Here is a 15,667-nt window from a genome sequence, read left to right as displayed (position 1 = left end):
CCTGAAGTCGTCGCGCCGCACTGCCGGGATCAGGCGGCGTCCAGCCGGTCGCGCACCCGGCGCGCCACGTCCTTCATCCACGGAAAGCGCGCCCAATGCCGGGCCTCGAAACGCTCCACGTCGGACAGGTGCTGCAGCGTCGCGCCCACCATGTCCTGGCCCTGGGCGAACATGCGGCGATGCCGGTCGGGCAGGTCAAAGCCCGTACACCAACCATCCGCGGCGCGCACCTGGCCCGCCATCACGTCGATGCCGACCCGGTTGCCCTGCGCCACCGCCGTATTGGACACCCGCGCGAGCAAGGCGTCGACCGCCTCGGGCGGCAGGGTCACCAGCAAGAGGCCGTTGTTGAGCGCATTGAAGTAGAAGATCTCCCCGAAGCTGGAGGCGATCACGGCGCGGATGCCGAACTGCTGCAGGCCCCACACGGCGTGTTCGCGGCTGGAGCCGCAGCCGAAGTTGGGACCGGCCACCAGGATGGAGGCGCCCGCGTAGGCGGATTGGTTCAGCACGCAGTCGGGCCGGGGCGCGCCATGCTCGTCAAAGCGCAGGTCGTACAGCAGGCCCTGGTCCAGGCCCGCCTTGTCGATGATGCGCAGGAACTGCTTGGGCATGATCTGGTCGGTGTCCAGGTTGGAATACGGCAGCGGCGCGGCGACGCCTTCGATCATTGCGTTCATTTGGCATCTCCCCAGGTGCGCACATCCACGATGCGGCCGGCCAACGCGGCGGCGGCGGCCATGGCCGGGCTCATCAGGTGCGTGCGCCCTGCCCGCCCCTGCCGTCCCTCGAAATTCCGGTTGGTGGTCGACGCGCAGCGTTCGCCGGGACGCAGCACGTCGTCGTTCATGGCCAGGCACATGGAACAGCCGGGCTGGCGCCATTCAAAGCCCGCAGCGATCAGGTCGGCCGCCAGCCCCTCGGCTTCGGCCTGCGCGCGCACCGCGCCGGAACCCGGCACGACCATGGCGCGCACGCCGGGCGCGACCTTCCTGCCGCGCGCCAGCGCCGCCACCACGCGCAGATCCTCGATGCGGCCGTTGGTACAGGAACCGATGAACACGCGATCGATGGGCAGCCCGGCAATCGGCGCGCCCGCGGCCAGGCCGATGTAGTCCATGGCCTTTTCCAGCGCCAGCCGGGCCAGCGCGTCGGGTTCGTCGCGCGGATCGGGCACCGCGCCGTCGATCGGCATGGCCTGGTCCGGACTGGTGCCCCAGGTCACGAAGGGCGCGATCCGGCCCGCGTCAAAGACGTGCTCGACGTCGAAACGCGCGTCATCGTCGGAGCGCAGCGTGGCCCACCAGGCGCGGGCGTCTTCCAGCGCGTCGCCGCGCAGTTGCGGCGCGTGCGCCACCACATAGGCGTCGGTGACGGCGTCCGGGGCGATCAGCGCCGCGCGCGCGCCGGCCTCGACAGTCATGTTGCACAAGGTCATGCGGGCCTCGGCGGACAGCGCGGCCACCGCCTCGCCGCAGAACTCCACCGCATGCCCGCGCGCGCCCTGCGCGCCGATGCGATGCACGACGTAGATGACCAGGTCCTTGGCCGACACATGGGCGGGCAGCGCCCCGTCGATGCGGATCCGCATGTTGCGCGCCACGCGGTACACCAGCGTCTGCGTGGCCAGGATGTGCTCGACCTCGCTTGTTCCGATGCCAAAGCCCAGCGCCCCCAGCGCACCATAGGTGGTGGTGTGGCTGTCGCCGCACAGCACCACCATGCCCGGCAGGATCATGCCGTGTTCCGGCGCGATGACGTGCTCGATGCCCTGCAGCGGATCGGTGGTATCGAAAAGCGCGATGCGCTGCGCGTCGCAATTGCGCTTCAGGTTCAGGGCCTGCCGCGATGACGCATCGTCGGCAATCACGCGCAACGCCGCCGGGACCGGATGCGTGGGGATGATGTGGTCCACCACCGCCATCTGCTGACCGGGGCGCAAGACATCGCGGCCGCGCGCGGCCAGGCCGCTGAAGGCTTGCGGGCTGGTGTATTCGTTCATGATGTGCAGGTCGACGTAGAGCAACACGTGCTCGGCGTCGATCCGGGCCACTTCATGGCTGGCCACCAGTTTGTCGTATAGCGTCATGCCGGGCATGTCTGTGCTTCCTTGGTGTATGGGCGCCGCCCGCGGCGCGCGCGGGCGGCTTCCGGGTACTGCATCTGCATGGGCGTCGATGGGCGGATGGCAGCCGCTCAGTTCGCCTGGATTCCCGCATCCTTCACGATGCCGGCCCAGCGCGCCATCTCGGCGGCGACCATGGCGTCCGTCTTGGCGGGCGTGGAGATGAGGGGTTCATATCCCTCTTTCTGCATGCGTTGCGTGAGCGCGGCCGATTGCAGGGCCTGCGTCAGCTTCGCGTTCAAGGTGTCGATCACCGCCTGCGGCGTGCCGGCGGGCGCGCTGACGACGAACCAGGTATTGAATTCGTAGCCCGGCAGGCCGGATTCGGCGATGGTGGGCACGTCCGGCAGCAGCGGCGAACGCGTCGTGCCGGTCACCCCCAGCGCGCGCAGCTTCTTGCCGTCGACTTGCGGCTTGGCCGCGGACAGCACCGGAAAGCTCATCTGCACCTGACCGCTGATGGTGTCCAGCATGGCCGGGCCGCCGCCCTTGTAGGGCACGTGCATGATCTGCGTCTTGGACACGGACTTGAACAGCTCCGCGGCCATGTGGAAGGTGCTGCCGGTGCCGGCCGAGCCGAAACTCAGGTCATTGGCGTGGCGGGCGCGCACATAGGCCAGGAGCTCGCTCACCGAGGCCACGGGCAGCGAGTTGGTGACCGTCAGCACGTGCTGGGAAGTGCCCACCGTGCCCACCGAGCGCAGGTCCTTCGCGGTGTCGAACGGCATGGTCTTGAAGAGCGCCGGGTTGATGGCCAGCGACATGGTGTTGATGCCCAGCGTGTAGCCGTTGGGCTCGGCGCGCGCCACGGCCGTCATGCCGATGTTGCCGGAGGCGCCGGCACGGTTTTCCACGATCACGCTCTGCCCCAGTTCCCGCGCCCAGGCGTCGGAGATGAGGCGTGCGGCGATGTCCACGCTGCCGCCCGGCGCGAAGGGGACGATCAGCGTCACCGCCCGTTCGGGAAAGGCGTTGGCCGCTGCGGCGGAAGGGGCCCAACAGGATACGGCGAGGGCCGCGCACAATGCGCCGGCCATTCTGGCTATCTTCATTTCCTGGTCTCCTCGGTTGGCCGCGTTGTGCGGCTCTGTATCGGTAAGCCCAGTGTATAGACCGTAGTGGCTCTTATAATTCTTCGGATTTATAAAGCTTTATTAAATTCAATTTATAAATAGTCATGGACGCGCTCTCGGATCTCGCCTTCTTTTCGCTGGTGGTCAAGCACGGCAACCTGTCCGCCACGGCGCGCGAACTGGGCCTGACGCCCCCGGCGGTCAGCACGCGGCTGGCCAAGCTGGAGCAGCGGCTGGGGGTGCGCCTGCTCAACCGCACTACCCGCCGCGTCAGCGTCACCCAGGAAGGCGAGCTGTACCTGGCTGAAGGGGTCCGCATCCTGGCCGACCTGCAGGCGCTGGAGCGCTCGGTGTCCAGCGCGCGCGCCCAGCCGCAGGGCCTGCTGCGCCTGAACGCGACGTTCGGGTTCGGGCGCGCCCATATCGTGCCGGCCGTGTCCGACTTCTGCCGCCAGTTCCCGGACGTCGAAGTGCAGATGCGCCTGACCGACAGGCCGCTGAACCTCATCGAAGAAGGCTTCGACGTGGCGGTGCGGTTCGGCGACCTGCCGGACGCGCGCCTGACCGCGCGCAGGATCGCGTCCAACCGGCGCCTGCTCTGCGCCTCGCCGCGCTATCTGGACACCCACGGGGAGCCGCGCACGCCCGGCGACCTGCAGCGCCATCGCTGCATCGTCGTGCGCGAGAACGACGTGGCCTATGGCACCTGGCGGCTGGAATCCGGCGCGCGCGCGGAAACCGTGAAGGTGCGCGGGCCGGTCAGCTCCAACGACGGGCAGAGCGCGCTGGAATGGGCGCTGGACGGCCACGGCATCGTGATGCGGTCCGAATGGGAAACCGCGGCGCACCTGCGCGCCGGCCGGCTGCGCGAAGTGCTGGCCGATTGGCGCACCCCGCCCGCGGATATCCACGCGCTGTATCCGGAGCGGTTGAACCTGCCCGCCAAGACACTGGCGTTCGTCGACTTCCTGTCGCGGCGCTTCTCGCGCCACGTGCGGGCGCCGGGGTCCGACGCCGCGGTGTGGTGAGGCGTCAGATTTCGTCGATGGGCGTGCTGGCCGCCGCGCCCGCCGGCGCGCTGCCGGCGTCGATGGCGTAGCGGTCCCGCGTCCTGACGTAGAAGCTCGCCCCGAAGCGCCCCACCGGAAAATAGTCCTGCAGCCGCACGCGCCAGGTGTCGGTGTCGATCAGGCCGTCGCGCGCATGCAGCCAGCGCACCTGGCCGATGAAGATCTGGCGGCTGGCGGTCTCCAGCGTTTCGAACAGCGTGCATTCGAACGCGACCGGCGCCTGCACGATGCGCGGCGGCGCCACGCGATGGCTCGGCGCGGCGTCCAGGCCGGCGTGCGCCAGCTCGCTGACATCGGACGGCAGCCGGTCGCCGCAGCGGTGCATCTTTTCCGCCATGGCCTCGTCGGTCAGGTGGACCACGAATTCCTTGTCGCGCACGATGTTGACCGCCGTGTCCTTCAGGCCGCCGTCTTCCAGGCGATTGATGCTGACCATCACGATGGGCGGGTCCTCGCCAAGCATGTTGAACATGCTGAACGGCGCGGCGTTCACCACGCCGGTCGCGGACAGGGTGGTGATCAGCGCGATCGGCCGGGGCACGATCAGGCTGGCCATCAGCTTGTAGCGCTGGTATTCGGTGATAGCGTCGAAGTCGATTTCCATGTCAGGCCAGTCCCAGCATCTGGGCAAGGGTTTGCGCGGGCTGCGGGCGCTCAAGGCTGATGCGCCGCTCCAGGTCCGCCAGGTGGTTGTCGTTGATCCGCACGGCTTCGGCCACGTCGCCGCGTTCCATCATGTCCACGATCAGCACGTGTTCGCCGTGCTCGCAGGCGGCATTGCCGGGCGGCTCGTACAGGGCCACGATGAGCGAACAGCGCGACACCAGCTCGGCCAGGTAGCCGTGCAGGATGGTGTTGCCGGACAGCTCGCCCAGGCGGACGTGGAAGGCGCTGGCCTGCCGCGCCCACGCGGGCTGGCCGGCGCGGTGCAGCAGCGCGTGCTCGTCGCGCAGCTGCTTGCGCAGCGACGCGTAGTCCGCCTTGGTGGCGCGGGCCGCGGCCAGGGGCACCAGCGCCGCCTCCAGCGCGCGGCGCGCCTGGAAGATCTGGCGCGTGTCCTCGGGCGTGGGCTCGGCCACGACGGCGCCGCGATTGTGGTGCAGGTCCACCACATGCTCGTGCGCCAGCCGCTGCAGCGCCTTGCGCGCCACCGACCGCGACACGCCGAACAGCTCGCAGATCGCGGCCTCGGGCAGTTTGGTGCCCGGCGTCAGGCGCTGGCTCATCACGCTTTCGTATACGGCTTCGCAGATGCGCCGCTCCATGTCGGCGTCGGGGCTGCCTTCGGACGGCGGGGCGGGCGTGCCCTCGTCCAGCAGGGCGTTGACCCTGTCGTGGCGGGCGCGGGCCGCGGACGGCTTGGCGGTCTTGGGCCGGGCGGTGCCGGGGCTGCGGGGCTTGGCGGGGCTTCGGGTGGACATGCGTGACTCGGTTCAACAAAAGAAGGGTTCATCGGGACGGCGGCGGCCTGGGTTCACGCGGGGCCGCGCGCCGCGCCGACGCTAGGCGACGACGCCCGGGGGCAGGCCGTCCACGTGCCGGCAGATCTCGCCGGGCGTGGTGAACCAGATCTCGCCGCGGTCGCGGGCCGCAGCCAGCGGCGCCAGCGCGCGCCGCAGGTGCCGCAGCCGATACGGCTGGCCGACGATGTAGGGGTGCAGCGCAATGCCCATGACCAGCGGCTGGCGGACCGCCTGCGCGCGCATTTCCTCGAACTGGTCAAGGATCATATCGGCAAAATCGCGCGCGTCCATCTTGCGGCCCATGATCATCGGGATATCGTTGAGTTCCTGCGGATAGGGGATCGCCCACAGGTCGCCGGCGCGCGTGCGCATGCGCATCGGCTGGTCGTCGTGGCACCAGTTCAGCGTGTAGCGGTAGCCCGCCTCGGCCAGCAGGTCGGGCGTGGCGTGGCTTTCCGAGATCCATGGCGACAGCCAGCCGGCCGGCTCGCTGCCGGCGTGCCGCAGGATGCGCTCGCGGCAGTGCGCCAGCAGCGCCTTTTCCTCGCTTTCGGGCATCCCGCCCTGCCGGTGCGCGTTGCTGTAGCCATGCCCGATCAGTTCGTCGCCCCGCGCGAGGAAGGCATCCACCAGGTCGGGGCAATGGTCATACAGCGCGGTGTTGATCAGCACGCCAGCCGGCAGGCGCAGGGCGTCGAAGAGTTCCAGGCAGCGCCAGGCGCCCACGCGGTTGCCATATTCGCGCCACGCGTAATTGAGCACGTCCGGATGGGGCGACGCCGGCCCCAGTTCCGCGCCCAGCCCTTCCCCGAAAGCGAAGTGCTCGATATTGAATCCCAGGTAGACGGCCAGGCGGGCGCCGTTGGGCCAGACGTAGTCGGGCCGGCCAGCGATGGCCCAGTAGGGAAATCTGCCGTGGCAGGCGAGCGGCTCCGGCGTCCACGCGGCCTGGCTGCCGCGCCCCGGATTAGTGCCTTGTAGCGAGGATGGATTCATTTTGGTGCAAATCCTGATGCATGATTGTGAACAAAACTGAGGATATTTTGGCGACAAAAACTCGGTTCTATGTGCGCAATTCCCGTCCCTGCGGCCCCGCCTGCCCCGTGGCGGCACGGCGTTGGCGGCGGCGAACACCAGGCACGAAGCAGGTGGCATGGATCTTGCATGAGGGAACGGCGCAGCACTTAACCCCATGCAAGATTCATTCCACTTTTTCCAGGAGTGCCCGATGACCCCGACCCGTCGTTCCTTCATGCTCCGCGCGACCGCCGCCGCCCTCTTCGCCGCGGGCCTGGCCATGCAGCCGGCGCTGGCCGCGGACCCGATCAAGATCGGCCTGATCACCGCCCTGTCCGGGGAGTCGGCGCGCGCCGGCGAGGCGCTCACGCGCGGCATGACCGTGGCCATCGACGAGATCAACGCGCGCGGCGGCCTGCTGGGCGGCCGCCAGATCGTGCTGGTGCGCCGCGACGACGAGGGCAATCCCGCCAAGGGCATGGCCGCCGCGCGCGAGCTCATCTACAAGGAAAAGGTCGCCGTGCTGTTCGGCGGCCTGGACACGCCGGTCTCCATGGCCATCGTGCCGATCGTCAACCAGGAGAAAGTGCCTTTCGTGGGCCCCTGGGCGGCGGGCACCGCCATCACGCACAACAAGGGCAATCCCAACTTCGTGTTCCGCGTGTCCGCCATGGACGAGATCGTCGACAGCGCGATGGTGAAGTACGCGCAGAAGACTTTCCAAAGCGCCAAGCCCGGCATGATCCTGGTGAACAACCCCTGGGGCGAATCCAACGAGAAGGGCTTGAACGCCGCGCTGGCCGCGGCCAAGGTCACGCCCGCCGGCGTCGAGAAGTTCCAGCCCAACGATCTGGACATCGTGCCCCAGCTCAGCCGCCTGAAGGCCGCGGGCGCCGACACGCTGTTCCTGGTCGGCAACGTCGGTCCCTCGGCGCAGGTCGTGAAGTCGCTGGACCGCATGGGCTGGAAGGTGCCCGTGGTGTCGCACTGGGGTCCCGCCGGCGGCCGCTTCACGGAGCTGGCCGGCCCCAACGCCAAGAACGTGCACTTCGTGCAGACCTACAGCTTCTTCGGCAAGCAGGGCCCGGTGGGCGAGAAGGTCATGCAGGCGCTCAAGACCAAGTATTCCGACATCAAGGGGCCGCAGGACATCACGCCCGCGGTGGGCGTGGCCAACGCCTATGACGGCATGCAGCTTGCCGCGCTGGCCATCGCGCAGGCCGGCTCCACCGACGGCGACGCGGTGCGCCAGGGCTTCTACAAGATCGGCAAGTACGACGGCCTGATCAAGACCTACGAGCAGCCCTTCACGCCGGCCTCGCACGACGCGCTGCGCGAGGACGACTACGTCTGGACGCATTTCATCGACAACCGCATCCTGCCCGTCAAGGGCGTGCAGTAAAGCGGCCGGACCCCGCGGGAGACGCGCATGTTGTTGATGTCCGCCATCGTCAGCGGCCTGGGCCTGGGTAGCATGTACGGCCTGATGGCCCTGGGCTTTTACCTGACCTACGCCGTGTCCGGCACGGTGAACTTCGCCCAGGGCAGCTCAATGATGCTGGGCGCCGTGCTGACCTATACGTTCGCCCAGACGCTGGGCTGGCCGCTGGCGGCCGCCCTGGCGCTGGCGCTCGCGCTTTGCGCGCTCTATGGCCTGGTCGTGGAGCGGCTGGCGGTCAGGCCATTCGCCAGCCGCGGTTCCAACGCCTGGCTCATGTCCACGGTGGCGCTGGGCATCGTGCTGGACAACGTGGTCATGTTCACGTTCGGCAAGGAGCCGCGCAGCCTGCCTTCGCCGCTGGCCCAGGCGCCGCTGGAGATCGGCGGGCTGGGCCTGGGCATCTACCCGCTGCAGCTCCTGATCCCGGTGGTGGGACTGACGCTGGCGGCCGCGCTGCACACGCTGTCGCGCCGCACCCGGTGGGGCGTGGCGCTGCTGGCGGTGGTGCAGAACCAGAACGCCGCGCGGCTGATGGGCATCCCCGTGCGCCGCGCCATCATGGCCGCCTTCGCCGTGTCCACGCTGTTCGCGGGCGTGGCTGGCGCGCTGGTTGCGCCGCTCTTTAACGTGCAGGCCGACATGGGCACGCTGTTCGGCCTGAAAGCCTATGTGGTTGCGATCCTGGGCGGCATCACCAGCGCCTGGGGCGTGATGATCGCGGGCCTGCTGTTCGGCGTGGTCGAAGCGCTGATCACCGTGGCGCTGGGCTCGGGGTACACGCAGATCATCAGTTTCACGCTGGTGATCATCATGTTGGCCGTGCTGCCCAATGGCCTGTTCGGGCGCGCCGATGTGAGGAAGGTCTGATGAACAAGCAATCCGCAACGCGCTGGCTGCCGCCGGCGATCTATGCCCTGCTGGCGGCCGCGGCCCTGGCGCTGGCGGCCACCGTCAACGGCTACTACGTTTTCGTGCTGGGCAACGTCGCGCTGCTGGCGCTGGCCGGCATCGGCCTGAACGTGCTGCTGGGCCTGACCGGCCAGATGTCGTTCGGGCATGCGGGCTTTTACGCCATCGGCGCCTACACGGTCGCCATCCTGACCGGGCAGGCGGGGTGGAGCTTCTGGCTGGCCTGGCCGGCCGCCGCGCTGGTCTGCAGCGCCTTCGGCCTGCTGCTGGCCGTGCCGGCGCTGCGCGTGAAAGGGCCGTACCTGGCGATGATCACGATCGCCTTCGGCTTCATCGTGGAACACGCCCTGATCGAGGGCGGTTCGCTGACGGGCGGCCAGAATGGCCTGATGGGCATCGTGCAGCCCGCGATCGGCAGCCTGGGCGGCGACCGCGGCGTGGCCATGCTGGCCATCGTGGCCGTATTCGTGGCGCTGGCCGCCTATGCGTTGCTGTCGCGCGGCGCCTGGGGCGCCGCCATGCGCGCGGTCAAGGACAGCGAGACGGCCAGCGAGTCCATCGGCATCAATCCGCTGGCGGTCAAGGCGGTCGCGTTCATGGTGTCGGCCGCGCTGGTCGGCCTGGCGGGCGGGCTCTACGCACCGCTGACCGGCATGATCACGCCGCACAACTTCAACTTCATGCAGTCGATTCTTTTCGTGCTGGCCGTGACGATCGGCGGCGCGGGATCGCTTGCCGGTCCGCTGCTGGGCGCCGTGGTCGTGGGCCTGCTGCCCGAGATGCTGTCCAGCCTGGAGGAATACCGCCTGCTCTTTTTCGGCGTGTTCCTGCTGGTGGTGCTGTGGGCCGCGCCCGAAGGCGCCGCCGGCCTGCTGGCGCGCTGGCGGCGCGGCGCGCCGGCGCACGGGCTGGCGCCTCGCCACGGGGCCATGCCCACGTCCGCGCGCGCGCGCCGCACGCTGCGCGCCGACGCCCTCACCATGACCTTCGGCGGCGTGCGCGCCGTGCAGGGCGTGTCCTTCACCGTCCCGCCCGGCGCCGTGACCGCGCTGATCGGGCCCAACGGCGCGGGCAAGTCCACCGTCATCAACATGCTGAGCGGCTATTACCAGCCGACCAGCGGTGCCGTGGCGCTGGGCGACGCGCCGCTGGCCGCGCTGGCCGCCCATCGCGTGGCGCGCAGCGGTATCGCGCGCACCTACCAGACCTCGCAGCTCTTTGACACGCTGAGCGTCGAGGACAACGTCGCGCTGGGCCTGCTGCGCGGGCGCCTGGGCGGCCTGCTGGCCTCGCGCCGCTACCTGGCCGCCGACGCGCGCGAACGCGCCCGCGCCCTGCTGGCGTTCTGCGGCTACGAAGGGGCGCTGGACATCGCGGCGGCCGACCTGCCCCACGTGGACCGCCGGCTGGTGGAGATCGCCCGCGCGCTCGCCACCGACGCCGACATCCTGTTGATGGACGAACCGGCGGCGGGACTCTCGCGCGAAGACAAGACGCGGCTGGCCGGATTGCTGCGCCGCATTGCCGAAGCGGGCGCGGGCGTGCTGCTGGTCGAGCACGACATGACGCTGGTGATGGGCGTGTCCGACCACATCGTGGCGATCGACGCCGGGCGCGAGCTGGCGCAGGGCAGCGTCGCCGAGATCCAGCAGTCCCCGGAAGTGCGCCAGGCCTACCTGGGCGACGAGGCGGCCCGCCGGGCGCCCGCCGCGCGGCGCCGGCCGGCGGGCGAGACCCTGCCGCCCGAGGTGCTGGGCGTGGGCAGTCTGACGACGGGATACGGCGCCAATCCGGTGCTGCATGGCATCGACCTGCAGGTCCGGCAGGGCGAGATGGTGGCGCTCCTGGGCGCGAACGGCGCGGGCAAGTCCACGCTGATGCGCACGCTGGCCGGGCTGCACCGGCCCGCGCAGGGCGGCATGCATCTGCAGGGCCAGGAACTGCAGGGCCTGTCCGCCGACCGGATCGTGGCGCGCGGCCTGGTGCTGGTGCCCGAAGGCCGCCAGGTGTTTCCCGGGTTGAGCGTGCTGGACAACATCCGGCTGGGCGCCTTCCTGCATCCGCAGGACCGCGAGGCGCGGGTCGAAGAAATGCTCACGCGGTTTCCGCGGCTGCGCGAACGGCTGCACCAGCGCGCCGGCCTGTTGTCGGGCGGCGAACAGCAGATGCTGGCGATTGCGCGCGGCCTGATGTCCAGGCCCGTGATCCTGCTCCTGGACGAGCCGTCGCTGGGCCTTGCGCCCAAGATCATCGACGAACTGTTCGAGGCCCTGGACCGGCTGCGCCAGGAATCGATGACCATCCTGCTCGTGGACCAGATGGCGGCGCTGGCGCTGTCGCTGGCCGACCGGGCGTACGTGCTGGAATCCGGCCGGGTCGCGGCGCATGGCGCGGCGGCCGACATCGCGCAGGATGGGGCGCTGGCGCGCGCGTACCTGGGGGCCTAGCCTGAGCGCCCCGGCCGCGTGGCGGCCGGCGCGGCGTACTTGTGCGTTATGTGACTGGCATTACTTGCCTGGCATTGCTTGCCTGGCATTGCTTGCCTGACATCACGTACCTGCTGGACCCGGGTCGGCTTCGGGTCCCAGCCGCGTCCCCGCGCGCACGATGCCGCAACGCTTGTGCGCGCGCATCACCACGCCGACCTCGCTGTTCAGCACGCCGTCCAGCTCGCCCAGGCGCCGCGTCACCACCTCCCATAGATGCAGGCTGTCGCGGCACAGCACGTGCCAGAAGAGCTGCGACGCGCCGCTCGTGCCGAACAGGCAGCGCGTGTGCGGATCGAGCGCCAGATGCGCGGCCAGCGCGTCCACCGCCTGCGGCCGCACCTGCACCGAAATCACCGCCTCCACCGGAAAGCCGACCAGCGCCGGCTCGACTTCCACCCGAAAGCTCAGCGCCCGGCGCTCCACCAGGTTCTGCAGCAGCCGATGCGCCGTGGGCTCGCTCACGCCGGCCCGCTCGGCCAGCTCGGCCAGGCTGGCGCGCCCGTCCCGCATCAGATGGGCGACCATGCGCTGTTCGGCATCCGACAGCGCCGACGGCGGCGGCAGCGGCGGCGCGTCCGCACCGCCGCCGGGCTGGGGCTGGATGCGCCACTGGCCCGCGCGCCGGAACGGCCGCAGCACCAGCCGCGCCTCCACGTGTTCCACGCCATCGATCGACGGCAGCACCCGCGTCACGACGTCCGGCATATCCGCGGCGTCCGCCAGCGTCAGCTCGGCCATCAGGTCGGCCGACCCGGCCAGCGTCACGACGAGCTGGCTGATGTCCAGCCGCGCCAGCCGTTCGGCCACGTCCGGCACCCGGCCCGACCGGCAGCGCACCCACGCATGCAGCACCACCCCGCGGCCGGTGGCCAGCGGGTCCGGTTCGGCGATGACGCGCAGCGCATCCGCGTCCATCAGGCGCTTGATGCGCCGCGCCACGGTCCGCTCGGCGATGCCCGTTGCCGCCCCCAGTTCGCGCCACGAGGCGCGGGGCTGGGCCTGCAGCGCCACCAGGCACGCGAGATCCGTGTCGTCGAGCTCGGCGTTTAGGGGGTTACCCTTACTTGACGTGACCATATCCATTAATCTAACGTTCGCGCATTGATAAAAACACAAATTTATTTGGTCTATTTGACCAAAAATAAAAACACTTTGAGGACGTCATGAGCAGCACATCCGCAACCTTGCGCCAGGCGCAAGGGGCAAGCGCCCCGCCCGTCTCGCGCGGTCGCACGATTCTGGCCGGTAGTGTAGGCAATGCGGTGGAATGGTTCGATTGGACCATCTACGCGTCGTTCGCCATCTTCTTTTCCAGCCAGTTCTTTCCCCCGGGCAACGAGACTACCGCGCTGCTGGCGTCCTTCGGCATTTTCGCGGTGGGCTTTTTCATGCGTCCGGTGGGCGGATGGGTGCTGGGCATCTTCTCCGACCGCTATGGCCGCAAGGCCGCGCTGGGCCTGACGATCCTGATGATGGCGGGCGGTTCGCTCATCATCGCGATCACGCCCACCTACGCCGCCATCGGCATTGCCGCGCCCCTGCTGCTGACCGCGGCGCGCCTCCTGCAAGGCCTGTCGCTGGGCGGAGAGTATGCCTCGGCCACGACCTTCCTGGCGGAAATGGCGCCGCCCAACAAGCGCGGCTTCTATTCCAGCTTCGTGTTCTTCAGCGCCGCGGTCGGCATCCTGGCCGCCTCCGCCGTCGGCTGGGTCCTGACCACCGTCCTGACCAAGGCCGACATGGCGGCCTGGGGCTGGCGCATTCCCTTCCTGCTGGGCGCGCTGGGCGGCCTGGCCGGCATGTGGATCCGCCGCGCCATCCCGGAAACCGAGGCCTTCTCGCACGCCAAGAAGGCCGGCGTCGAAAAGCAGCCCCTGCGCACCCTGCTGCGCGACCATCCGCGCGAAGTGCTGCGCATCGTGGGCTTTTCGGTCCTGACGACCTTCGCGTTCTACATCTTCGTGGCCTACGTGCCCACCTACGCCATCCGCCAGGTCGGCGCCGACCCCAAGACCGCGTTCGCCGCCAATACCGTCGCGCTGATCGTCTTCATGCTGGTGCAGCCCCTTTTCGGCATGCTGTCCGACCGCATCGGCCGCAAGCCGCAGCTCATCTTCTTCGCGGCCGGCTACCTGCTGTTTTTCTATCCGCTCATGACCACGCTGGGCCCGTCGTTCGGGTCGATCCTGGCGGTGGAGCTCTTCGGCCTGGTGCTGTACGCGATGTACACCTCGATCGCGCCGGCCATCATGTCCGAGCAATTCCCCACCAGCGTGCGCGCCGTCGGCATCGGCACGCCCTACAACCTGGTCGTCGCGCTGCTGGGCGGCACCACGCCCTATCTGCTGACCTGGCTGCAAAGCAAGGGCATGGAGCGCTGGTTCTTCTATTACGTGCTGGCGGGCGCCGTCATCACGCTGGTCACCTTCATCCGCATGCCCGAAACCCGGGGCCAGGTCCTGAAATAGCCATCGCAGGACGCACCCCGCCCCGAACGCTTTCCGGTCCCGCAACGGACCGGAAGGCTTTTTCATTTCGAGAAGACGCCATGCCCGCCCAAGACACCCCCCTGCACTTCCAAGACGCCGGCCAGTTGGCCCGCGCCATCCGCGAACGCAAGATCCGCTCGCGCGCGCTCACCCTGCATTTCCTGGACCGCATCGAGCGCGGCGGGGCGCTGGCCGCCTACAGCGTGGTCACCGCCGAACGCGCGCTGGCGCAGGCCGACGCGGCGGACCGGCTGCTGGACGCGGGCATCTGCCTGGGACCGCTGCATGGCGTGCCGGTGGCGATGAAGGACAGCATCCAATGGGCGGGCACGCTGGCCACCGGCGGCTCGCAGACGCGCGCGGAGGTTGTCAGCGCGCAGACCGCGGCCGCGACGCAGCGGCTCACGGCGCAGGGCATGGTCATCCTGGGCAAGACGCGCATGACGGAATTCGCGTTCGGCCTGTCGGGCCAGAACCCGACCCAGGGCACCGCGCGCAATCCCTGGGACGCCAGCACGGCGCGCGCGCCGGGCGGCTCGTCCAGCGGCTCGGGCGTCGCCGTCGCGGCGGGCCTCGCACCGCTGGCGCTGGGCGGCGACACCGGCGGCTCCGTGCGCGCCCCCGCGGCGCTGAACGGCGTGGTCGGCTACAAGCCGTCGTCCGGCCTCATCAGCCGCGCGGGCTGCCTGCCGCTGTCCGACACGCTGGACGTGCTGGGCCCGATCACGCGCACCGTCGCCGACGCCCGCCTCTTGACCCAACTGCTGGCCGGGCCCGACGTCGACGACCCGGCCACGCTCGGCCTGCCCGCCGACCGCTTCACGGCGCTGCGCGACGCGCAGACGCGCAAGCCGGGCGCCGTCGCCGTGCTGGCGCCGCAAGCCTGGCCCGCCCCGCTCACCGACGAGGCGCTGCAGGCCTGGCATGAAGCGCAGGGCCGGCTCGCGCAGGCCGGCTACACCCCCACGGCCTGGCACCCGCCCGCGTCCCTGTCCTTTGCCCGCATGGCTGACGACAATTCGGTGGTGCTGGCGTACGAGGCTTTCCGCTACTACGGCGCCCTGGCCGACGACCCCGCGCAACCGCTGTGGGACGTGGTGCGCGCGCGCATCGCCGCGGGCGGCCGGATCACGCAGGCGAGCTACGAGGCCGCGCTGCGGCGCCGCCATGCCGACATGGCGAACTTCGCGCAGGCCATGCGGGGCGTGGACGCCCTGCTCATGCCCGCCTGCGACCAGGCCGCGCAGGAACTGGACCCGCAGGACACGCGCCACGCCGGCCTGGGCAAGCTGTTGCGCCCGGCCAATTTCCTGGGCGCGGCGGCGATCGCGCTGCCGGCGGGCCTGGATGCGGATGGCATGCCATGCGCGGTGCAGTTGCTGTCGCCCGCGGGCGGCGACGCGGCGCTGCTGGACTGCGCGGCGGCGTTGGAAAGCGTGCTGTCTCCGGTTGCGAATCGCCCCGACCTGTCGGCCTGGGGTCTTTGAATCGCGCGCCCCTGAACCGCGCGCCCCGCGCGCACGCCTCACCTGACAGCCTGCGTCCACACGAAAAAAAAAGCGCCCCGTCGGGGCGCCTTTTTGTTGAACCG

Annotated in this window: 13 protein-coding genes; 6 read left to right on the top strand and 7 right to left on the bottom strand. The window is 69.8% G+C overall.

What is annotated here, in order from left to right:
* Nucleotides 1-29: 29 nt before the first annotated feature.
* From leuD to BXA00_RS10545, 3 genes are all read right to left on the bottom strand, one after another.
* On the bottom strand, nt 30-680 hold the full coding sequence (gene leuD, locus BXA00_RS10555) for a 3-isopropylmalate dehydratase small subunit (protein ID WP_076518454.1): 651 nt from the start codon (nt 678-680) through the stop codon (nt 30-32).
* Nucleotides 677-2,098, bottom strand: a complete 1,422-nt coding sequence (gene leuC / locus BXA00_RS10550) for a 3-isopropylmalate dehydratase large subunit (RefSeq protein WP_076518453.1) — start codon at nt 2,096-2,098, stop codon at nt 677-679. Before leuC ends, leuD begins: the two co-directional genes overlap by 4 nt.
* A gap of 98 nt (nt 2,099-2,196) precedes the next feature.
* A complete protein-coding gene (locus BXA00_RS10545; protein ID WP_076518452.1) occupies nt 2,197-3,177 on the bottom strand; it encodes a tripartite tricarboxylate transporter substrate binding protein in 981 nt (326 codons plus the stop codon).
* A 125-nt stretch (nt 3,178-3,302) separates the two neighbouring features.
* On the opposite strand from BXA00_RS10545, the gene BXA00_RS10540 reads away from it, so the two are divergent.
* A complete protein-coding gene (locus BXA00_RS10540) occupies nt 3,303-4,226 on the top strand; it encodes a LysR family transcriptional regulator (RefSeq protein ID WP_076518451.1) in 924 nt (307 codons plus the stop codon).
* Nucleotides 4,227-4,230: 4 nt separating this feature from the next.
* Here the strand turns inward: BXA00_RS10540 and BXA00_RS10535 are convergent, their stop codons facing one another.
* The 3 genes from BXA00_RS10535 to BXA00_RS10525 all read right to left on the bottom strand — a co-directional run bounded on the left by BXA00_RS10535 (nt 4,231) and on the right by BXA00_RS10525 (nt 6,727).
* Nucleotides 4,231-4,872, bottom strand: coding sequence for a flavin reductase family protein (locus BXA00_RS10535; RefSeq protein ID WP_076518450.1), 642 nt, complete (start codon nt 4,870-4,872; stop codon nt 4,231-4,233).
* Between the two features lies 1 nt (nt 4,873).
* Complete coding sequence (locus BXA00_RS10530; protein WP_076518449.1) at nt 4,874-5,689, bottom strand: GntR family transcriptional regulator; 816 nt, start codon at nt 5,687-5,689, stop codon at nt 4,874-4,876.
* 81 nt (nt 5,690-5,770) lie between these two features.
* Nucleotides 5,771-6,727, bottom strand: coding sequence for a polysaccharide deacetylase family protein (locus tag BXA00_RS10525; protein ID WP_076518448.1), 957 nt, complete (start codon nt 6,725-6,727; stop codon nt 5,771-5,773).
* Between the two features lie 232 nt (nt 6,728-6,959).
* Here BXA00_RS10525 and BXA00_RS10520 point away from each other — a divergent pair, with 232 nt between their 5' ends.
* The 3 genes from BXA00_RS10520 to BXA00_RS10510 are packed head-to-tail and all read left to right on the top strand — an operon-like array spanning nt 6,960 to nt 11,545.
* Complete coding sequence (locus tag BXA00_RS10520) at nt 6,960-8,150, top strand: ABC transporter substrate-binding protein (RefSeq protein ID WP_076518447.1); 1,191 nt, start codon at nt 6,960-6,962, stop codon at nt 8,148-8,150.
* Between the two features lie 27 nt (nt 8,151-8,177).
* Complete coding sequence (locus BXA00_RS10515) at nt 8,178-9,056, top strand: branched-chain amino acid ABC transporter permease (RefSeq protein ID WP_076518446.1); 879 nt, start codon at nt 8,178-8,180, stop codon at nt 9,054-9,056.
* Nucleotides 9,056-11,545 (top strand): branched-chain amino acid ABC transporter ATP-binding protein/permease, encoded by a 2,490-nt coding sequence (locus BXA00_RS10510; RefSeq protein ID WP_076518445.1) that lies wholly within the window; start codon nt 9,056-9,058, stop codon nt 11,543-11,545. The genes BXA00_RS10515 and BXA00_RS10510 overlap by 1 nt, the downstream gene beginning before the upstream one ends.
* Nucleotides 11,546-11,647: 102 nt before the next feature.
* On the opposite strand, the gene BXA00_RS10505 is transcribed toward BXA00_RS10510, so the two are convergent.
* Complete coding sequence (locus tag BXA00_RS10505; protein WP_076518444.1) at nt 11,648-12,670, bottom strand: Lrp/AsnC family transcriptional regulator; 1,023 nt, start codon at nt 12,668-12,670, stop codon at nt 11,648-11,650.
* An 80-nt stretch (nt 12,671-12,750) separates the two neighbouring features.
* Here BXA00_RS10505 and BXA00_RS10500 point away from each other — a divergent pair, with 80 nt between their 5' ends.
* Together BXA00_RS10500 and BXA00_RS10495 are read left to right on the top strand one after the other, a co-directional pair.
* Nucleotides 12,751-14,055 (top strand): MFS transporter, encoded by a 1,305-nt coding sequence (locus BXA00_RS10500; RefSeq protein WP_076518443.1) that lies wholly within the window; start codon nt 12,751-12,753, stop codon nt 14,053-14,055.
* 80 nt (nt 14,056-14,135) lie between these two features.
* Nucleotides 14,136-15,563 carry an amidase gene (locus tag BXA00_RS10495; RefSeq protein WP_076518442.1) on the top strand — a complete coding sequence of 476 codons (1,428 nt, stop codon included), beginning with the start codon at nt 14,136-14,138 and terminating at the stop codon, nt 15,561-15,563.
* Nucleotides 15,564-15,667 lie beyond the last annotated feature (104 nt).

This window comes from Achromobacter sp. MFA1 R4 (assembly GCF_900156745.1).
Lineage (GTDB): Bacteria > Pseudomonadota > Gammaproteobacteria > Burkholderiales > Burkholderiaceae_B > Achromobacter.
This window is presented reverse-complemented; position numbering and strand designations above follow the sequence as displayed.